Raw genomic sequence first — 18,713 nt, 5'->3', positions numbered from 1 at the left:
GCGAGTCAGGCGTCGACGACGACGAGGGCGTGGTCGGCCCGGTTCAGCGGCTCGGGCCCGCCCTCGGCCGCCACCACGATGTCCTCGAGCCGCAGGCCGAACCGGCCCGGCAGGTAGATGCCCGGCTCCACCGAGAAGGCGTGCCCGGCCCGGAGCACCTCGGCGTTCCCGGCGACCAGGTACGGGTCCTCGTGCTCCTCCAGCCCGATCCCGTGGCCGGTGCGGTGCACGAACGCCTCGCCGAAGCCGGCGGCGGCGATCACGCGGCGAGCGGCGGCGTCGACGTCCTGGCAGGGCGTCCCCACTCGGGCCGCCGCCACCCCGGCCGCCTGGGCCTCGTGCAGCACCGCGTACGCCTCGCGCACCGCGGCCCCCGGCGCCCGGCCGCCGGCCACCACGCAGCGGGTGATGTCGGAGCAGTACCCGGCGAGGGTGCCGCCGACGTCGCAGAGCACCACGTCGCCGGGGGCGATGACGCGGCCGCCGGGCTCGTGGTGGGGCGACGCCGCCGACTCGCCGGCGGCCACGATGGCGAAGTTGACCCGCTCGTGCCCCTCGGCCAGCAGGCGCCGGCCCAGGTCGGCCGACACCTCGGCCTCGGTGCGACCCACCAGGGCCACGTCGCCCCCCTGCAGCCGGGCGGCCACCCGGTCGGCGGCGGCCGCGGCGCGCCGCAGGGCGGCCACCTCGTCGGGGTCCTTCACCGCCCGCAGCGGCGACAGCACCGGCCCGGCGGCGACCAGGCGGGTGCCGGGCAGGGCGCCCAGCAGGCCGACCACGAAGCGGGCCCACGTGCGGTCGCCGACGGCGGCGACCGCGGGGCGGCCGGCGAGCCCGGCCACGACGGCGACCGGGTCGTCGGTCTCGTCCCACGGCCGCACCGCGAACAGCTCGGGGCGGGGCGCCACGCGGGGCTCCTCCAGCCGGGGGACGACCAGGGTGGCCTCGCCGTCGGTCGGCAGCACGAGCATCGTGAGCCGCTCGAGGGGCATCGCCGTGTAGCCCGTGAGCCACGGCAGGTCGGCGCCCACCGACAGCAGCAGCACGTCGACGCCGTGCGCGGCCATGGCCTCCCGCACCCGGGCGAGGCGGGCGAGCCGGGCGTCGGCCATCAGCCGGCCGCCTCCCGCGGGCCGACGGCGCCGGCACCGGCACCGGCGGCCGCGGCGCGGGCGTGGTAGCTCGACCGGGTGAGCGGCGAGGCCTCGACGTGGGCGAACCCCATGGCCTCGCCCGCGGCCCGGAGCGCCTCGAAGCCCTCCGGCGTCACCCACCGGGCCACGGGGAGGTGGTTCGTGGTCGGCCGCAGGTACTGGCCGATCGTGACGATGTCGACCCCGACCCCCCGCAGGTCGGCCAGGGCGCCGAGCACCTCGGCGTCGGTCTCGCCCATCCCCACGATGATCCCGGACTTGGTGGTGAGGCCGGCAGCCCGGGCCCGGGCCAGCACCGCCAGCGAGCGGGCGTAGCCGGCCGAGGGCCGCACCGCCCGCTGCAGCCGGGCCACGGTCTCCAGGTTGTGGTTCAGCACCTCGGGCCGGGCCTCGAACAGCCGGTCGAGGGCCTCGGCCGACCCCCGGCAGTCGGGGATCAGCACCTCCACCGCACAGCCCGGCACCCGGTCGTGGATCGCCCGGATCGTGGCCGCGAAGGCGCCGGCGCCGCCGTCGGGCAGGTCGTCGCGGGCCACGGCGGTGACGACGGCGTGGGCCAGCCCCATCCGCGCCACCGCCTCGGCGACCCGCTCGGGCTCGGCCGGGTCGAGCGGCTCCGGCCGGCGGGTGTCGACCAGGCAGAACCCGCAGGCCCGGGTGCAGCGCTCGCCGTTGATCAGGAACGTGGCCGTGCCCTCGGCCCAGCACTCCGACAGGTTCGGGCAGCCGGCCTCCTCGCACACCGTCACCAGCGACAGCTCCCGCATGGTGCGCCGCAGCCCCAGCACCTGCGAGCCGATGCGCACCGGCGCCCGCATCCAGTCGGGCTTGCGGTCGCCGATGGCGAGACCCTGCGCCACCCCGGCCTCGGCCAGCCGGCCCGAGAGGCGGATGCCGGGCGAGCCGGCCACCTCTCCCGGCCCCTCGCCCCGGGTGAACGCCGACAGGTCGGACGGCCGGACCCGCCAGGCCGTGTCCTGGCGGTCGACGGCACCGCCCCGGCCCCACGCGGCCGCCGCCCGGGCGACGACGGCGTCGACCACGTCCTGCATCCCGGCGGCGACGCCCTCGGCGGCCAGCGAGGTCACCGGGTGCTCGGCGATCCCGCACGGCACGATGTGGCCGAACATGGCGAGGTCGGGGTCGACGTTGAGGGCGAAGCCGTGCATCGACCGCCCCCGGTCGAGGCGCACTCCGATGGCGGCGATCTTGCGGGGCCGCTCGCCCGGCCGGTCGACCCCGACCCACACCCCCGGGTAGCCCTCGTGGCGGGAGGCGCCCGGCAGCCCCAGGTCGGCCAGCGCGTCGATCACCACCTGCTCCACCGACCGCACGTGGGCCACGGTGTCGGCCTTGCCCCCGCCGGCCCCGCCCTTGCCCGGCAGCGACAGGATCGGGTAGCCGACCAGCTGGCCGGGCCCGTGGTAGGTGACGTCGCCCCCGCGGTCGGTGCGCACCAGCTCGGCGCCCACCTCGGCCGGCGGCACCAGCACGTGGCCCGGGTCGGCCCGCACGCCGAGCGTGTAGACGTGGGCGTGCTCGAGCAGCAGGAGCCAGTCGTCGAGCCCTTGGGCGAACAGCGCCCGCTGGAGCTCGAGGGCCTCGTGGTAGGGCACCCGCCCCAGCCAGCGGACCCGCAGCATCAGAGCTCGGCTTCCCAGTCCCGGGTCTCGAGGATCTCCTGCACTCGCCGGAGGAAGCCGGCGGCGTAGGCGCCGTCGAAGGCCCGGTGGTCCCACGCCATGGCCAGGTTGCAGACCGAGTGGATGGCGATCGCCTCCGAGCCGTCGGGCGTGGCGACCACCACCGGCCGCCGCTTCACCGCGTCGGTCGACAGGATCGCGACCTGCGGCTGGTTGATCACGGCCATGGTGAGCACGCTGCCCGCCGACCCGTTGTTGGTGACGGTGAACGTGCCCCCCACCACCTCGTCGGGCGACAGCTTGCGGGCCCGGGCCCGGCTGGCCAGGTCGACGGTCTCGCGGGCGATGGCCCGCAGGCGCTTGGTCTCGGCGTCGCGGATCACCGGGACGATGAGGCCCTGGTAGTCGAGGTCGACGGCCATCCCGAGGTCGACGAAGCGGTGCACGACCACCTCGCCCTCGCCCACGCTGGCGTTGAGGTGCGGGAACTCGCCCAGCGCGTCGATGACCGCCCGGCAGATGAACGGCAGGTAGGTGAGCGAGAACCCCTCCTCGGCCCGCCACGCCTCCCGGTGGGCCCGCCGCACCACCTCGACGCCCTCGAGGTCGACCTCGACCACCGAGAACGCGGTGGCCGCGGCGTCGAGCGAGCGGCGCATGTGCTCGCCGGTGAGCCGGCGGATCTTGGTCATGGGCACGTGCTCGTCCCGCTCGCCGCCCCGGGCACCGGGGACCGGCGCGACGGCCGGCGGGGCGGGCGCCGCCGGGGACAGGGGCGGGGCCTGGGCCTGGGCCGGGGCGGGCGCCGCCGGGGCCGGGGCCGGGGGGGCTCCGCCCGCCTTCAGCCGGTCGACGTGATCGAGGACGTCCTCGCGGGTGATCCGCCCGCCGATCCCCGTCCCCGTGATGGCCTCGGGGTCGAGGCCGTGCTCGGCGACCAGGCGACGGACCACCGGGGAGAGCAGCCGGCCGGCCGACGGCGCGGGCGCGGGCGCAGGTGCGGGCGGCGGGGCCGGGGCCGGGGCCGGGGCCGGGGCCGGGGCCGGGGGAGCCTCGGGGACGACCGGTGCGACCGGTGGCGGGGCGGCGACGGGGGCGGGGGCAGGCGGGGCAGCCGGCACCTCATCGGCCACCACTGCGATCACGGCACCCACGGGGACGGTGTCGCCCTCGGCGGCGCGGATCTCGACCAGGAACCCACCGACGGGCGACGGGACCTCGGTGTCGACCTTGTCGGTCGACACCTCGAAGAGGGGCTCGTCGGCCGCCACCGCGTCGCCCACCTGCTTGAACCAGCGGGTGATCGTTCCCTCGGTGACGGTCTCGCCCAGCTGGGGCAGGGTGACGTCGGCCATCGCTGCGCAGGCTAGCCCCGGGGTGGCCCGTCGACCTCGGGGCCCTGCGGTAAGGTCGTTGGCTCAGGTGCCACCCCACCCCAGGTGGGCACCGACCCCCCACTCCGATGATGAGCGATGCGCTGAAGAAACGACTGTTCGACCTCCTGGTCGGGGTCCCGCTCGTTGTGCTCACCCTGCCCCTCGTGGCGGTCGGTGCCGTCGCCTCCGCGCTCTCGCTGCGGGCCTGGCCCTTCTTCACCCAACGCCGCGTCGGCCTCGGGGGACGGGAGTTCACGGTCCTGAAGATCCGCTCGCTGCCCGTCGCCACGCCCGGCTACGCCGACAAGTACGCCATCCAGCACGTCGAGACCACACGGGTGGGCCGGGCCCTCCGGGCCACGCACCTCGACGAGCTGCCCCAGCTGTGGCTGGTGCTCACGGGCGCCATGAGCCTCGTCGGCCCACGGCCGGAGATGCAGGCCCTCGCGGCGCGCTTCGCCCCGGGCTTCGCCGAGGCCCGGGCCCTCGTGCGGCCGGGGTGCACCGGCCTGTGGCAGGTCTCCGAGGCGGTCGGCGGGCTGATCCGCGAAGCGCCGCAGTACGACCTCTTCTACCTCCGCCACTGGAGCGTCCGCCTCGACGGCTGGATCGTGTGGCGCACCCTCCTCGGCGCCCTCCCCGGCGAGCGCCTCATCTCCCTCGACGACGTGCCCCGCTGGGCCCTCGGCACCGGCGTGTCCGGCCTCGAACGCTCGCCGGCCCCGCCGATCCCGTCGCCCCCCACCCCACCGGTCCCTGCGCCGGTCCCGTCGCGCCTCGCGCCTTCCCCGGTGCTCGAGGAGACGGCCCGCCGGATCGGGGCGTGAGCGCCCCCGACGGCACCGACCCCACCTTCGGCGCCTTCCGATGCTGTGGCGTGCGGATCGACGCGCTGACCCACGAGGCCGCGGTGCGGGCCGTGCTGGCCGGCGGTCCCCGTGCCGTCCACCTGTGCAACGCCTACACGCTGTCGCTGGCCCTGGACGACGCCGGCCTGCACGCCGCCCTCGACCGGGGTGACCTGAACCTCCCCGACGGGATGCCGCTGGTGTGGCTCGGCCGACGGGCCGGCTTCGAGCACCTGCAGACGCGGGTCTACGGGCCCGACCTGATGGCCGCGTCGGTCGACCGCGGCCGGGTCACCGGCACCCGCCACTTCCTGTACGGCTCCACGCCCGCCGTGCTCGACGCCCTGGCGGCGGCGCTCGAGGCCCGTTTCCCGGGCGCCCGGCTGGTCGGCCACCACAGCCCCCCCTTCCGCGAGCTCACCCCGGCCGAGGAGGACGGGGTGACGGAGCTGGTCCGTGCCACCACTCCGGACATCGTCTGGGTCGGCCTCGGGACACCCCGCCAGGACCTGTTCGTCGACCGCTTCCGCGACCGCATCGGTGCCACCCTGGTGGCGGTGGGTGCCGCCTTCGACTTCCTGGCCGGCACCAAGCCCCAGGCGCCGCGCGTCCTGCAGCAGGCCGGCCTCGAGTGGGCATACCGCCTGGCCCGGGAGCCCCGGCGGCTGTGGCGGCGCTACCTCATCGGCAACGGCGTCTTCCTCCAGGGGGTGGCCCGCGGCGGGGTGGCCGTGGAGGTGCCCCCGCGGTCCGGGCGCCCCGCACCGTGACTGGAGGTGACCGGCCGCTCCGGGTGCTCGTGGTCCACAACCGCTACCGCTCGGCCCTGCCGTCGGGCGAGAACCGGGTGGTCGACGACGAGATCGCCCTCCTCGGCGAGGCCGGCGTGGATGTCGACGCCTACCTGCGGGAGAGCGACGAGATCGACGGCTTCGGCCTGGCCGCCCGGGCCGAGCTGGCGCTCCGCCCGATCTGGTCGCGCGAGGACGCCGGGGCGTTGGCGCGTCGGATCGCGGTCCGCCGCCCCGACGTGGTCCACCTCCACAACCCCTACCCGCTCATCTCACCCGCCGCCGTGTGGGTCGCCAGCCGGGCCGGCGTGCCCGTCGTGCAGACCGTGCACAACTACCGCCACGTGTGCGCGGCCGGCACCTTCTTCCGTGACGGGGCGGTGTGCCGCGACTGCGCCGGTCGGCCCGTGCCCTGGCCGGCCGTCGCCCACGGCTGCTACCGGGGCTCGCGGCCCCAGAGCGCGGTGATGGCCGCCGCGCTGACCCTGCACCGGCCCACGTGGCGACGCGTCCAGCGCTTCGTGGCGGTGAGCCCCTACGTCGCCGGCCAGCTGGGCACCACTGGGATCCGCCCCGACCGCATCGAGGTGAAGCCCAACGCCGTGCCCGACCCCGGGCCCCCGACCGCGCCCGGCGAGGGGTTCGTGCTGGCCGCGCGCCTCGAGGAGGAGAAGGGCATCCGGCTCCTGCTCGACGCCTGGGCCCGCAGCGGCCTCGACGGCACCGTCGGGCTCACGGTGGCGGGTGACGGGCCCCTCCGACCGCTGGTCGAGGCGGCCGCGGCCCGGAGCCGCACCCTCGTGGCCGCCGGCCCGCTGCCGCGCGACCGGGTGGCGGGCCTGCTCGACGGGTGCCGGGCGGTGGTCGTGCCGTCCGTGTGGTTCGAGGGCCTCCCGACCACCATCCTCGAAGCCTTCGCCCGGGGCCGCCCCGTGGTGGCCACCACCATGGGTTCGATCCCCGACGTGGTCGACGCCGACGTGGGCTGGCTGGCGGCGCCGGAGCCCGCGGCCCTCGCCGACGCCCTGCGGGCCGCGGCGGGCGCCGACCCGGCGCCACGCGCGGCCGCGGCACGCCGGCGCTACGAGGAGCGCTACACGCCGGCCATCGTCCGGGATCAGCTCCTCGACCTCTACGATCGTGTGTCCACCGCTACGCGCGCGCATCGAGGCTCCCCGTGAGCGACCTGGCCGCCGCCATCCCCGACCCCCGCACGCCGGGGCGGCCGCGCGCCGCCGACCGGCTGCCCGGCGGCGGCGTGGTCGGCCTCGGCCAGGGCGCGGTGAAGGTGCGCCCACGTCGCAGCTCCCCCGACGAGGACGACCGAGCCGCGGCCGACGGCTCGTCGGACGGGGCCGGCGAGCCCGACTCGCAGGGCCCCACCGAACCCACCGACCCCGTCCGACGAAGCGATCCCGGCGCCCCCTCGCCCCGCACCCCGCGCGAGAGGCGGTCCACACCCGTCGCCCGTGACCTCGGGCCCAGTGCCCTCGGCACGGCCCGCACCCTCTGCCTGGTCGTGATCCTGCTCGCCGGGATCGCCGACGCCCTGGTGAGCATGCGGCCCCTCGGGCTGTCCGTGAACTTCGCGGTCACCGTCGGCGTGGGCGCAGCGGCGTGGCTGGTGGTGCTCGTCCACAGCCGCCTACCGGCCGGCACCGGGCGGGTGGTGGTCGCCCTGATGGGCCTGTCGGTGTGGTGCGGGCTCTCGATGGCCTGGTCGATCGCCGGGTTCTCCGGCGCGCAGCTCGTGTTCGCCCTCACCTCCTTCGCCGGCCTCGTGGCCGTGGGCTCGATCGCCGGCAGCCGCCTCGACGCCCGCTTCGACGCCCTCCTCCGCCGGGCCCTGGTCGTGGCCGGGATCGTCCTGGTGGTGCTGTGGCTCCAGACCGCCTACGTGGGCATCCCTGGCCTCCCCGCGGTCTCCGACCGGGGTGCGGCCACCACAGCCGTCGTGCTCGTGGCCGGCCTCATGGCCCGCGTCCGGCTGGGCGACCGCACCGCCGTGCTGGTGTCGATGGCGCTCATCGCGGTCACCGGGCTCTCGCTCTCGCGGGCCGGGCTCGTCGCCGCGCTGGTCGTCGCCATCCTCGCGGTGCCCCGGCGGACCTGGGGCGAGCGGGCCCGCCTCATGGTCCTCGTCGTCACCGCGGCCATCGCCCTCGTGGTGCTCGTGAACCACTTCGCGCCCCTCCACGACCGGTTCTTCACCGGCGACCTGTCGGGCGAGGTCGCCGGCGTGCGCTTCAACGTGTCCGGCCGGATCGCGTTCTGGGACATCGCCGCCGACACCTGGCGGGAGAGCCCGATCGGGGGTCGGGGCCTGGGCGCGGTCACGTCGCGGATCGCCGAGCAGTTCCCCGACAACTTCGCCACCATCGGCCATCCGCACAACGACTACCTGCGGCTCATGGGCGACACCGGGCTCGTCGGCCTCGGGCTGTTCGTCGCCTTCGCGGTCTCCACGGTCGCGGGGCTCCGCGTGCCCGCGCCGAGCACGCGGCGGGCCAGGCGGGCGGCCAACCGCACCGTCGCACCTGGCGAGGTCGACGTGGTCGCCGCCCGGCTCGTGCTGCTGGGCGTGCTGATCCTCATGGTCACCGACAACGTGATCACCTACTCCTTCGTGCTCAGCCCGGCCGGGGTCCTGATCGGCGTCGGGCTGGGCCGAGCCGCCTGGCGCCGCGCGCACCTCGCCCGCCCCTCGCGATGAGGGTGCTGGTCTCGGCCTACGCCTGCGAGCCGGGCCTGGGGTCGGAGCCGGGGCTCGGGTGGGGCATCGTCGAGGGCCTGGCCGGGAGGCACGAGCTGCACGTGCTCACCGCCACCGAGCACCGCGACGGCGTCGAGGCCGCGCTGGCGGCCCGGCCCCTCCCGGGGGTGGACGTCGAGTACCTGGCCTGCCCCGGGGTCCTCGACCGGGCCGCGACCACCGCCTACCTCCGCTACCTGCACTACTCGTGCTGGCAGGCGGCTGCCCGTCGCCGGGCCCGCTCGCTCGTGGCCGCCGGACAGGTCGACGTCGTCCACCACGCCACCTACACCAACGCCTGGGTGCCACCCCTGACGGCCAGGCTCGGTGTGCCCTTCGTGTGGGATGCCGGCGGCTGCGACCCCACACCGCTGGGCGCCCTCCCGGCCATGTCGGCGCGGGCCGCCGCCGGTGAGCTGGCCCGCAACGCGGCCCTGGCGAGCCTCGGGCGGGTCGCCCGGGCGGTCGCGGTGACCGACCGGACCACCGTGGTGACGGCCTCCAGCCGAGCCCGGTGGCCGGGCGTCCCCCACGTAGTCGAGCTGGCCCTGGGCGGGCTGACCGACGCCGAAGCCGACGAGCTGGCCGCGGTGCCGGCGCGCGCCGAGGGGCCGTTCCGCACCGGTTCGGCCGGCCGGCTCCTCGGTTGGAAGGGGTTCACCCTCGGGCTGCGGGCCTTCGCCGCCCTGGCCGCCGAGGACCCCACCGCCGAGCACTGGATCGTGGGCGACGGTGGCGAACGCTCCCACCTCGAGGCCGAGGCGGCCCGGCTGGGCGTGGCCGACCGGGTGCGCATCCTCGGCTGGCGCCCCCGCGCCGAGCTGCCCGCGCTCCTCGCCCAGCTGGACGTGGTCCTGCACCCGAGCCTCCACGACCAGTTCGCCTTCTCGGTGCTCGAGGCCATGGCCGCGGGGCGCCCGGTGGTGGCCCTGGACGTGGGGGGCCCGGCGAGACTCCTCGCCCCCGGCGGAGGGGTCCTCGTGCCCGTGGGCGGCCACCGCGCCATGGTGGCCGGCCTGGTCGCAGCGCTCCGCGGCCTTCGCGCCGACGCCGACGCCCGGCGAGCCCTCGGGGAGCAGGCACGCCGGGTGGCCCTCGGCCGGTGGCGCGCCGACCACCTCGGCGAGGTGTTCGACGGGCTCTTCCGGGAGGCCACGGCGACGTGAGCGTCACCACGAACGCAGACGACGCCTCCCGGCTCCGGTCCCGCCGGGCCGCGGCGGGTACGACCCTCGGGGTCGTCGCGCGGGTGCTGTCGGCCGCGGTGGGCCTGCTCACGGTGCCCATCGCCCTCGACGCGGTCGGCGAGGCCGACTACGGCATCTGGATGACCGTGCTGTCGCTCACCGCCTTCCTCACCGCCGCCGACCTCGGTCTGAACCAGGCGGTCGTGAGCCGAACGGCGGCGGCGCTGGCGAGGGGCCGGCGGGACGAGGCAGCCCGGTACGTGTCGACCGCCTTCACCGCCACCCTCGCCATCGCCGTGGGCGTGGCGGTGGTGCTGGCCGTGGCGATCCCGCTCGTCCCGTGGGCCACGCTGTTCGGTCTCGACCCCTCCGGTGCGAGCGACGCCGAGTCGCTCGCCGCCGTGCTCGGGCTCGTGTTCCTGGTCAACCTGCCCCTCACCACCGTGGCCGAGACCCGCAACGCCCTCCAGGAGGCGTGGGTCCACAACCTGTTCCTCGTCGTCGGCACGCTGGTGGGGGTCACCGGGCTGCTCGTGGCGGTGTGGACCGACGCCGGCATCGCGGCCATGGCCGGGGCGCTGGCCGGCGGGCCGGTCGCGGTGATGGTGGTCAACGGCGCCCTCCTCCTGCGGCGCCACCCCTGGCTCCGCCCGCGACCGTCGCAGGTGCGGCGCCGCGACGTGCGCGAGCTGCTCGGCTCCGGCGGCGCCCTGGTGGTGGTCCGCACGTCGATGCTGCTCCTCACCACGCTCGACGCGGTGGTGATCGCGGCCGTGCTGGGGACCGACGAGGTGACCGGCTACGTGGTGCCGGCGCGGGTGGTCTACCTGGGCACCACCGTGGTGGGGATGGCCCTGCTCCCGCTGTGGCCGGCGGTGGCCGACGCCCTCGCCCGCCGGGACCCGGCCTGGGCCCGCCGCACGGTCGAGCGCACCCTGGCGGCAGTGATCGCCTCGACCACGCTGGCCGGACTCCTGTACGTCGCCTTCGGGCAGGCAGCCGTGCGGGTGTGGACCGGCGGCGCCGTCGAGCCCCCCCTGTCGCTCCTGGTCGCCCTCGCCGTGGCCTTCGTGGTGTTCTCGGTCGCCAACGTGCTGTTCGTCTACCTGAGCGGCGCGCAGGTGCTGCGACCCCAGGCCGTGGCCTGGGCCGTGATGGCCGCGCTGAACGTGGCGCTCAGCGTGATCCTCACCCGCCACCTCGGGATCCTCGGGCCGGCCGTGGCGACCACGATCTCCCTCGGGGTCGCCGTGGTCGTGCCCTCGGTGGCGCTGACCCGGGCCAGCCTGCGGCGGGAGGAGCGCTCCGCCCGAGGCCCTAGCCTTCCCGTCGCGTGACGACGATGCTCAACCTCGGCTGCGGGGTGAAGACGGCGCCCGACTGGGTCAACGTCGACTGGTCCCCCTACCTGCGCCTGCGGGCCAGCCCCGCGCTGCGCCGTGTCGCCGCCGTCGCCCTCTCCGGCGAGCGGCGCCGGCGCTTCGAGCGGCTCGACCCGGCCGTGCTCGTCCACGACCTGCGCCGGCCGCTGCCCTTCGCCGACGGCACGGTCGACGCCGTGTACCACTCGCACCTCTTCGAGCACCTGGACCGCGACCGCGTCGGGGGCTTCCTCGCCGAGGTTCGCCGCGTGCTCCGCCCGGGTGGGCGGCACCGGGTGTGCGTCCCCGACCTCGAGCAGCTCGCCCGCGCCTACCTCGCCTCGCTGGAGGCGGCCCGGGCCGCGGGCCCCCGGGGCTGGGACCGCCACGACGCCAGCGTGGCCGAGCTCTACGAGCAGTCGGTCCGGAAGGACGCGTGGGCGACGGCCGGCCGGCGCGGCGCCGCGGCGGCCGCCGAACGAGTGGTGCTGGGCGACGCCCGCCGCCGCGGCGAGACGCACCAGTGGATGTACGACGAGGTGAACCTGGGAGCCGTGCTGGCCGAGGCCGGCTTCGTCGACGTGCGCCGGCGGGCCTGGAACGACAGCGCCATACCCGGCTGGATGGCGAGCGGGCTCGAGGTCGGGGACGGCGGCGAGTACCGCCCCGGCTCGCTGTACCTGGAGTGCCGAGCGCCGTCCTGAGGGGCTACGCCGCCGGCCAGCCCAGCGCCGCGACCACCGCGCCGGCCGGATGGCCCTCGGGCAGGAGCACCAGGTTGGGGCTGCCGGGCGCCCGCACGGCCCGGTAGCCGGCCGGCACCGAGGTCAGGCCCCGGTGGATCGCCTCGGCGATCACGAGCGGCCGGCAGCGCTCGATCAGGCCGGCGGCCCCGGCGAGCACGGCGTCCTCGGCCCCCTCCACGTCGATCTTCACCAGGTCGACGTGCTCGAGGCCCTCCCAGGCGAGGAGCTCGTCGAGGGGCACGACCAGCACCGAGAAGCCGGCACCCGCCGCCCTGCGGACCAGCGAGAACGAGTTGGGCGCGTCGCGGTTCTCCCACAGGGTGGCGGCTCCGGTGCGCTCGCCGGCCGCCAGCATCCGCACCCGCACGTTGCCCAGGCCGTTGGCCCGCACGTTGCCCTGGAGCCACCCGATCATGTCGGGGTTGGGCTCGATGGCGACCACGGTGCCCGACGGCCCGACCAGCCGGCCGGCCTTCAGGGCGTACACGCCGGTGTTGGCGCCGACGTCGACCACCACCTGCCCGGGCCCGACCAGGCGATCGAGGACCGCGAGCTCGGGCTCGAGGGCGTCGCGGTGGACGAACGCGCCCCGGCCGCCGTGGCCGGCGCGGTTGCGGCCGCGCACCACGGTGCCGTCGGTGAGGTGGGCGGTGAGGGTGGCCCGGCGGGGCAGCACCGCGCACCACGCCTTGCGGCCGAGGAGCCGCCAGTCGGGGGCCACCGATCAGCCGTGCAGGGTCCGGCCGGTGAGGCTCATCACCGTCTCGCCGAACAGCTCCGACAGGGTGGGGTGGGGCTGCACGAACTGGGCAACCTCCTCGACGGTGGCCTCCCAGTTCACCGCCAGGTACGCCTGGCCGAGCTGCTCGGTGACCCACGGCCCCACCATGTGGACGCCGAGGATCCGCCCGCCGGTGCCGTCGGGCTGCTTCTCGGCGATCACCTTCACCAGGCCGTCGGGCTCGCCCACGATCAGGGCCCGGCCGTTGCCGCTGAAGCGGTGCTTGCCGGTCACCACGTCGAGGCCGGCCTCGCGGGCGCTCTGCTCGGAGTGGCCGGCGAAGGCGACCTCGGGCTGGCAGTAGATGCACCAGGGGACCCGCCCGTAGTCGACGGGCACCGGGTCCTCGCCGAGCAGGTCCCGGATGGCGAGGATGCCCTCGGCGAAGCCGACGTGGGCCAGCTGCGGGGTGGCGATCAGGTCGCCGACGGCGTACACGCCGGGCTCACCCGTGCGGCACCAGGCGTCGACCTCCACGAAGCCGCGCTCGGTGACGCCGACCGCCGTGCCCTGGAGCCCCAGCAGGTCGGCGTAGGGCCGCCGGCCGACCGAGACGACCACCTGCTCGACGGCCAGCTCCTCGCCGTCGCCGAAACGCACCGTGGTCCCCCGGCCCGACGGGTCGGGCGCGTGGCCGGTGACGGCCACGCCGGTTCGCACGTCGATGCCCCGCTTCTTGAAGGAGCGCAGCACGACGGCGGCGACGTCGGCGTCGCAGCCGGGGAGGATGTGCGGGAGCGCCTCGAGGATCGTGACCTGCACGCCCAGGTCGGCGTAGAGGGAGGCGAACTCGCAGCCGATGGCGCCGCCGCCGATCACCACCGCCGTCTCCGGCAGCTCGGTGATGGCCAGCACCTCGTCGGAGGTGAGCACGAGGCGCCCGTCGACCTCGAAGCCGGGGATGGAGCGGGGGGCCGACCCCGACGCCAGGATCACGTGGCTGCCGCTGAGCCGGGTGGTCGTGCCGTCGTCGTGGCGCACCGTGACCGCCCGGTCGGGGCCGAGCGAGCCCACCCCGGCGAGGGTCGTGACCTTGCGGCGGCCGAGCAGCCCGGTGAGGCCCTTCCACAGCTGCTCGACGACCCGCTGCTTTCGGGCCTGCGACACCGCGAAGTCGAGCCCGGGCGGCTGGGTGAGCACGCCGAAGTCGCCGGCGCCCACCACGTGGCGGTACACGGCCGCCGTCTCGAGGAACTCCTTGGCCGGCACGCAGCCGCGGTGGAGGCACGTGCCGCCCACCCGGTCCTTCTCGACCAGGGCGATCCGCAGCCCGGCCGACGCGCCGTACAGGGCGGCGGCGTAGCCGCCCGGCCCGCCACCGATGATCACGACGTCGTACTGCTCGGCCACCCGGGGCACCTCCGTCACGGCGACCCGGGCAGGCTACCGGCCCGCCACCACCGGCCCGCGGGGACGGGCGTGCCCGGCCGAGCCGACAGCACGGCCACGCAGTACCCGAAGGCGCGGCGGGCGTGCCGGCGCAGGACCGGGTCGATCGCCGCCCGCTGGCCGGCCGAGCCGTGCGGGCGGTGGGTGACCCGTGCCCGGTGCGTCACCACCACCTCACCGCCGAGGGCGATCGCCTGTTCGGCGAGGAACTCCTCCTCGCCGAACAGGAACAGCGGGTGGTTGAGGTGCCCGCCCCGGTCGAAGAACCCCCGTGACAGCGCCACCAGGCTGCCGTGCACCCCGTAGACGACCTGGTCGGCCGGGGTGTCGGCATCGGGCCGACGGGGATCGGACGGCGACGGCCCGGTGGTGTCGGCCCGGCGGGCCGCCCACCCCAGCCAGGCCCGCGCGGTGATCCCGGTGGCGTAGAGCGCCCACAGGAGCGCGAACCGGGCCGGGCCCGGCCGCCGGACGAAGAGCGGGTTCAGCGAACCGCCGGACGCGTCGACCAGCTCGGGGCCCACCACGAGCACACCGCGGCCTCCCGGGGCCAGCTCGTCGAGCGCCGCGACGAGGGCGGCCACGTCCAGCTCGAGATCGGCGTTGGCGACCACCACCCACCCGTAGGGGGCCAGCCCCTCGGCGTCGGCGACGAGCGACAGCGCCCAGTGGGCGCCGCGCAGGTAGCCGAGGTTGGCCGGGGGGCGCACGACGGTCGCTCCGCTCAGGCCGCCGGCAGCCGCCACCTCGCCGCTGTTGTCGACGACGACCACGTCGACCCGGCCGGCCGCCGGCGAGGAGGAGACCTGGCCGACCAGACGCGCCGCGTCGTCGGGCGCCCGGTGGTGGACGACGAGCAGGAGGAGCCGGTCGACCACTCAGGCCCGCCGCGCCCACGCGGTCATCGACCCGCTCCGCCCGGCGGCCGCCAGACCGAGCGACAGGGGGTACAGCACCGCCTGCGCCCAGAGCGGGCCGGTGGAGGCGGTGCCCGGGCGCCGCCCGGTGCGCCGCTGCTCCCGCTCGAGGCGCACGATCGACGCGCTCGCCACCAGGTCGATGGCCCATCGCTGGTAGACGAGCCGGTCCAGGCGGAAGCCCCCGGCGGCCAGCACGCGGGCGAGGGTGGTCGGGGTGAAGTGGTACAGGTGGTGCGGGACGCTCAGCCCGTACCACCGGGCGCCGAAGGCCCGGAACCCCAGCGAGTCGAGGTTCGGAACGGACACCACGAGCCAGCCCCCGGGGCGCAGCGACGACCGCAGGCGGCGGAGGGCCTCGACCGGGTGGTGGAGGTGCTCGAGCGCGTTCCAGGCCGTCACCAGGTCGAGCCCGGCGGGGAGCTCGTCGCACGACTCGACGGTCCCGTGGATGACGGGCACGCCCCGCGCGGCCGCAACGGCACACGCCGAGGCCGACGGCTCGATGCCCGCGACGGACCAGCCCTGCCGCTGCATCTCGACGAGCTCGGCACCGTTGGCGCACCCCACGTCGAGCACGGCGCCGGGTGCCAGCGGGGGCAGGGCGTGGGCGCCGGTCCGCAGCACGCGCCGCCCGACCCGGCGGAGCGACGCCAGCCGGTCGTCGCTGCGGTCGACGAACGCGTCGTAGCAGTCGGGGTAGAACGCCCCCATCGCCGCCGCCGTGGGCCTGGGGTCGGTCCGGGCGAGCCGGCAGGCGCGGCACCGCACCACCGTGAACCGGCCGGCCGGCCCGGCGCGCCAGTTGGCGGCCGTCACCAGCGGGTCGTCGCCGGCCCGGCAGCCCAGCGGGCACGGCGACCACTCGGTGTCGAGCATCATAGGGAGGCGTCATCCTCGCACGCCGGGCCCAGAGGGCCCGACGCCCGGTCCGAACCGATTCGGAGGCAACCCATGTGCAGCGCCGGCGTCCTCGACTCCGTCACGACGCGCGTGGGCCTGGCGAGGCTCAACGAGTCGTACGCGGCGTGGGTGCCGGCTCGGGTGCAGGAGGCGGTGCACGCGGCCCGGCGGCGGGCAAGGACGACGTGAAGGGCCTGATCCTCGCCGGCGGCGCCGGCACCCGGCTGCGGCCGATCACCCACACCAGCGCCAAGCAGCTGGTGCCCGTGGCCAACAAGCCGATCCTCTTCTACGGCCTCGAGCACCTGGCCGCGGCCGGCATCACCGAGGTCGGCGTGGTGGTGGGCGACACCGCCGACGAGGTGCGCGCCGCCGTGGGCGACGGCTCTCGGTGGGGGGTCCGCACCACGTTCCTGCAGCAGGAGGCTCCGCTCGGCCTGGCCCACGCGGTGCTGATCGCCGGCGACTTCCTCGGCGACGACGACGTCGTCATGTACCTGGGTGACAACCTGCTCCGCGAGGGGGTGACCCGCTTCGTCGACGCCTTCGAGGCGGCACGGGCCGACGCCGCGACCCCCCGCCTCGGCGACCCCGGCTCGGCCCCGCCGGCCGCCCAGATCCTGCTGGCCCGGGTGCCCGACCCCCAGCGCTTCGGCGTGGCCGAGCTCGACGAGCGGGGCGAGGTGGTCCGCCTGGTGGAGAAGCCGGCGGTGCCGCCGTCCGATCTGGCCCTGGTCGGCGTGTACCTCTTCGACCGCCACGTCCACGAGGCCGTGCGCGCCATCACGCCCAGCGCGCGGGGCGAGCTGGAGATCACCGACGCCATCCAGTGGCTCATCGACCACGGCCACCGCGTCGTCCACCAGGTCGTCGAGGACTGGTGGATCGACACCGGCACGCTCGAGCCGCTGCTCGAGGGCAACCGCCTGATCCTCGAGATGCTGGAGCCGCACTGCGACGGCTCGGTCGACGACGCCTCACGGATCGAGGGCCGGGTGGTCGTCGAGGCGGGAGCGAAGGTGGAGCGGTCCACCATCCGGGGCCCGGCCATCATCGGCGGGCGCTCCCGCGTCCACGACTCCTACGTCGGGCCGTTCACCTCCATCGACCACGACTGCGAGATCGTCGGGTCCGAGATCGAGCGCTCGATCGTGCTGGCGGGCAGCCGCATCAGCGGCGTCCCCCGCATCGTCGACAGCCTGGTGGGCAGGAGCGCGGAGGTGACCCGATCCGACGCCCGGCCCCGCGCCACGCGGCTGATGCTGGGCGACCACTCGCGGGTCGAGCTGCCGTGAGGCCCTCCCGATGACGGCCGACCTCGAGCTGTCGTCGACGATCGTCGGGGTCGTCATCGCCTCACCCACCGTGTTCGGCGACGAGCGGGGCTACTTCGTGGAGACGTGGCGGCGCTCGTGGGTGCCCCACGGCCGCGAGATGGTCCAGGCCAACCGGGCCGACCGCCAGGCCGGCTGCCTCGTGGGCCTGCACTACCACCTCCACCAGGCCGACTACTGGTACGTGCCCCACGGCCGGGCGCGCGTGGTGCTGCACGACCTGCGGCTCGGCTCGCCGACGGCCGGCGCCACCCTCACCGTCGACCTGGGCGGCGACGGCGGACCCGGGCACGACCACCGCGGGGTGTACATCCCGCCCGGCGTCGCCCACGGGTTCGCCGCCCTCACCCCCGTCACCATCACGTACCTCGTCGACCGCACGTACGACCCGGCCGACGAGCTCGGCGTCGCCTGGGACGACCCCGAGATCGGGGCCGACTGGGGCCTCGACACGATCGGTGTGCGCGCACCGATCCTCTCGGCGCGCGACCGGGCCAACCCCCGGCGCGCCGAGCTGACCGGCCCCCTCGTGCCCCGCTGGGCGGAGCCGTCGGCCCCCGAGGCGGGCCGGTGAGGCTGCTCGTCACCGGCGGCGCCGGCTTCATCGGCAGCCACTACGTCCGCCACGTCCTGGCCACCACCGACGACGAGGTGGTGGTGTACGACCTGCTCACCTATGCCGGTCGGCTCGAGACCCTCGGCGAGGTGCTCGACGACCCCCGCGTGCGGTTCGTGCGCGGCGACGTGTGCGACCGCCACGCCCTGGGTGCGGCGATGGCCGGCTGCCAGGCGGTCGTCCACCTGGCGGCCGAGACGCACGTCGACCGCTCCATCACCGGCCCGGACGCCTTCGTGCGCACCAACTGCCAGGGCACCAACGTGGTGTGCGACGTGGCCCGCAGCGTGGGGGCGTCGCGCGTCGTCCACGTCTCCACCGACGAGGTCTACGGCTCCGTCCCCGAGGGCTCGTTCGTGGAGACCGACCCGCTCACCCCGTCGAGCCCGTACTCGGCGTCGAAGGCCGGCAGCGACCTCATCGCCCTCAGCCACCACGTCACCCACGGCCTCGACGTGGTGGTCACGCGGAGCAGCAACAACTACGGGCCCTACCAGTTCCCCGAGAAGCTGATCCCGCTGTTCGTCACCAACCTGCTCGACGGGCGGCGGGTCCCCCTCTACGGCGACGGCGCCAACGTGCGCGACTGGCTCCACGCCACCGACAACGCCGCCGCCATCGACGTGGTGCGCCGGCAGGGGGAGCCCGGCGGCATCTACAACGTGGGCGCGGGCAACGAGCGCACGAACGCCCAGATCGCCGAGCGCCTGGTCGAGCTGTGCGGGCGCGACCGGTCGGCCATCGAGGCGGTGGCCGACCGGCCCGGCCACGATCGGCGGTACTCGATCGACACCACCCGGATCCGCGCCCTCGGCTGGGCGCCCCGCGTCGCCCTCGACGACGGCCTGGCCGACACGGTCGGCTGGTACCGCGCCAACCCGTGGTGGTGGCGGCCCCTGCGCGGCCAGGAGTAGA

18 protein-coding genes are annotated in these 18,713 nt (G+C 76.1%); 11 read left to right on the top strand and 7 right to left on the bottom strand.

The features are described 5' to 3' along the window. Nucleotides 1-5 precede the first annotated feature (5 nt). Genes IPM45_14735 through IPM45_14725 form a run of 3 tightly spaced genes read right to left on the bottom strand, consistent with a single transcriptional unit; the run spans nucleotide 6 to nucleotide 4,152 of the window. Nucleotides 6-1,112, bottom strand: coding sequence for an aminopeptidase P family protein (locus tag IPM45_14735; GenBank protein MBK9180793.1), 1,107 nt, complete (start codon nucleotides 1,110-1,112; stop codon nucleotides 6-8). Next, nucleotides 1,112-2,797 (bottom strand): lipoyl synthase, encoded by a 1,686-nt coding sequence (gene lipA / locus IPM45_14730; GenBank protein MBK9180792.1) that lies wholly within the window; start codon nucleotides 2,795-2,797, stop codon nucleotides 1,112-1,114. Before lipA ends, IPM45_14735 begins: the two co-directional genes overlap by 1 nt. Continuing rightward, nucleotides 2,797-4,152 (bottom strand): 2-oxo acid dehydrogenase subunit E2, encoded by a 1,356-nt coding sequence (locus tag IPM45_14725; protein MBK9180791.1) that lies wholly within the window; start codon nucleotides 4,150-4,152, stop codon nucleotides 2,797-2,799. Before IPM45_14725 ends, lipA begins: the two co-directional genes overlap by 1 nt. Nucleotides 4,153-4,262: 110 nt before the next feature. Between IPM45_14725 and IPM45_14720 the strand changes: the two genes are divergently transcribed. Genes IPM45_14720 through IPM45_14690 form a run of 7 tightly spaced genes read left to right on the top strand, consistent with a single transcriptional unit; the run spans nucleotide 4,263 to nucleotide 11,816 of the window. Beyond that, nucleotides 4,263-5,000 (top strand): sugar transferase, encoded by a 738-nt coding sequence (locus tag IPM45_14720; protein ID MBK9180790.1) that lies wholly within the window; start codon nucleotides 4,263-4,265, stop codon nucleotides 4,998-5,000. After that, entirely contained in the window at nucleotides 4,997-5,791 is a 795-nt protein-coding gene (locus tag IPM45_14715) for a WecB/TagA/CpsF family glycosyltransferase (protein ID MBK9180789.1), read from the top strand. Before IPM45_14720 ends, IPM45_14715 begins: the two co-directional genes overlap by 4 nt. 23 nt (nucleotides 5,792-5,814) lie before the next feature. Next, nucleotides 5,815-6,993, top strand: a complete 1,179-nt coding sequence (locus IPM45_14710) for a glycosyltransferase (GenBank protein ID MBK9180788.1) — start codon at nucleotides 5,815-5,817, stop codon at nucleotides 6,991-6,993. After that, nucleotides 6,990-8,525, top strand: a complete 1,536-nt coding sequence (locus IPM45_14705; protein ID MBK9180787.1) for an O-antigen ligase family protein — start codon at nucleotides 6,990-6,992, stop codon at nucleotides 8,523-8,525. Before IPM45_14710 ends, IPM45_14705 begins: the two co-directional genes overlap by 4 nt. Continuing rightward, nucleotides 8,522-9,730, top strand: coding sequence for a glycosyltransferase family 4 protein (locus tag IPM45_14700; GenBank protein ID MBK9180786.1), 1,209 nt, complete (start codon nucleotides 8,522-8,524; stop codon nucleotides 9,728-9,730). The genes IPM45_14705 and IPM45_14700 overlap by 4 nt, the downstream gene beginning before the upstream one ends. Then, nucleotides 9,727-11,088 (top strand): oligosaccharide flippase family protein, encoded by a 1,362-nt coding sequence (locus IPM45_14695; GenBank protein ID MBK9180785.1) that lies wholly within the window; start codon nucleotides 9,727-9,729, stop codon nucleotides 11,086-11,088. Before IPM45_14700 ends, IPM45_14695 begins: the two co-directional genes overlap by 4 nt. Then, the gene (locus IPM45_14690) at nucleotides 11,085-11,816 is read left to right on the top strand and encodes a class I SAM-dependent methyltransferase (protein MBK9180784.1); all 732 of its coding nucleotides are present in this window, start codon (nucleotides 11,085-11,087) and stop codon (nucleotides 11,814-11,816) included. The genes IPM45_14695 and IPM45_14690 overlap by 4 nt, the downstream gene beginning before the upstream one ends. A gap of 4 nt (nucleotides 11,817-11,820) precedes the next feature. On the opposite strand, the gene IPM45_14685 is transcribed toward IPM45_14690, so the two are convergent. The 4 genes from IPM45_14685 to IPM45_14670 are packed head-to-tail and all read right to left on the bottom strand — an operon-like array spanning nucleotide 11,821 to nucleotide 15,824. After that, complete coding sequence (locus IPM45_14685) at nucleotides 11,821-12,579, bottom strand: FkbM family methyltransferase (protein MBK9180783.1); 759 nt, start codon at nucleotides 12,577-12,579, stop codon at nucleotides 11,821-11,823. Nucleotides 12,580-12,582: 3 nt separating this feature from the next. Beyond that, the gene (gene lpdA / locus IPM45_14680; protein ID MBK9180782.1) at nucleotides 12,583-13,989 is read right to left on the bottom strand and encodes a dihydrolipoyl dehydrogenase; all 1,407 of its coding nucleotides are present in this window, start codon (nucleotides 13,987-13,989) and stop codon (nucleotides 12,583-12,585) included. A gap of 14 nt (nucleotides 13,990-14,003) precedes the next feature. Next, nucleotides 14,004-14,906, bottom strand: a complete 903-nt coding sequence (locus IPM45_14675; protein ID MBK9180781.1) for a hypothetical protein — start codon at nucleotides 14,904-14,906, stop codon at nucleotides 14,004-14,006. Then, nucleotides 14,907-15,824 carry a class I SAM-dependent methyltransferase gene (locus IPM45_14670; GenBank protein ID MBK9180780.1) on the bottom strand — a complete coding sequence of 306 codons (918 nt, stop codon included), beginning with the start codon at nucleotides 15,822-15,824 and terminating at the stop codon, nucleotides 14,907-14,909. 75 nt (nucleotides 15,825-15,899) lie between these two features. Here IPM45_14670 and IPM45_14665 point away from each other — a divergent pair, with 75 nt between their 5' ends. Genes IPM45_14665 through rfbB form a run of 4 tightly spaced genes read left to right on the top strand, consistent with a single transcriptional unit; the run spans nucleotide 15,900 to nucleotide 18,712 of the window. Then, nucleotides 15,900-16,037, top strand: coding sequence for a hypothetical protein (locus IPM45_14665; GenBank protein ID MBK9180779.1), 138 nt, complete (start codon nucleotides 15,900-15,902; stop codon nucleotides 16,035-16,037). Continuing rightward, nucleotides 16,034-17,143 carry a glucose-1-phosphate thymidylyltransferase gene (locus tag IPM45_14660; protein MBK9180778.1) on the top strand — a complete coding sequence of 370 codons (1,110 nt, stop codon included), beginning with the start codon at nucleotides 16,034-16,036 and terminating at the stop codon, nucleotides 17,141-17,143. The genes IPM45_14665 and IPM45_14660 overlap by 4 nt, the downstream gene beginning before the upstream one ends. Nucleotides 17,144-17,153: 10 nt before the next feature. Then, nucleotides 17,154-17,756: a dTDP-4-dehydrorhamnose 3,5-epimerase family protein gene (locus tag IPM45_14655; GenBank protein MBK9180777.1), complete on the top strand. Its 603-nt coding sequence runs from the start codon at nucleotides 17,154-17,156 to the stop codon at nucleotides 17,754-17,756. After that, on the top strand, nucleotides 17,753-18,712 hold the full coding sequence (rfbB, locus tag IPM45_14650; protein MBK9180776.1) for a dTDP-glucose 4,6-dehydratase: 960 nt from the start codon (nucleotides 17,753-17,755) through the stop codon (nucleotides 18,710-18,712). The genes IPM45_14655 and rfbB overlap by 4 nt, the downstream gene beginning before the upstream one ends. Nucleotide 18,713 lies beyond the last annotated feature (1 nt).

Source organism: Acidimicrobiales bacterium (assembly GCA_016716005.1).
Taxonomy (GTDB): domain Bacteria; phylum Actinomycetota; class Acidimicrobiia; order Acidimicrobiales; family JADJXE01; genus JADJXE01.
This window is presented reverse-complemented; position numbering and strand designations above follow the sequence as displayed.

Coding starts and splice junctions, on each gene's coding strand:
- IPM45_14735 (MBK9180793.1), bottom strand. CDS start 1,112: ATGGCCGACGCCCGGCTCGCCCGCCTCGCCCGGGTGCGGGAGGCCATG.
- lipA (MBK9180792.1), bottom strand. CDS start 2,797: ATGCTGCGGGTCCGCTGGCTGGGGCGGGTGCCCTACCACGAGGCCCTC.
- IPM45_14725 (MBK9180791.1), bottom strand. CDS start 4,152: ATGGCCGACGTCACCCTGCCCCAGCTGGGCGAGACCGTCACCGAGGGA.
- IPM45_14720 (MBK9180790.1), top strand. CDS start 4,263: ATGAGCGATGCGCTGAAGAAACGACTGTTCGACCTCCTGGTCGGGGTC.
- IPM45_14700 (MBK9180786.1), top strand. CDS start 8,522: ATGAGGGTGCTGGTCTCGGCCTACGCCTGCGAGCCGGGCCTGGGGTCG.
- IPM45_14670 (MBK9180780.1), bottom strand. CDS start 15,824: ATGCTCGACACCGAGTGGTCGCCGTGCCCGCTGGGCTGCCGGGCCGGC.
- IPM45_14665 (MBK9180779.1), top strand. CDS start 15,900: ATGTGCAGCGCCGGCGTCCTCGACTCCGTCACGACGCGCGTGGGCCTG.
- IPM45_14655 (MBK9180777.1), top strand. CDS start 17,154: ATGACGGCCGACCTCGAGCTGTCGTCGACGATCGTCGGGGTCGTCATC.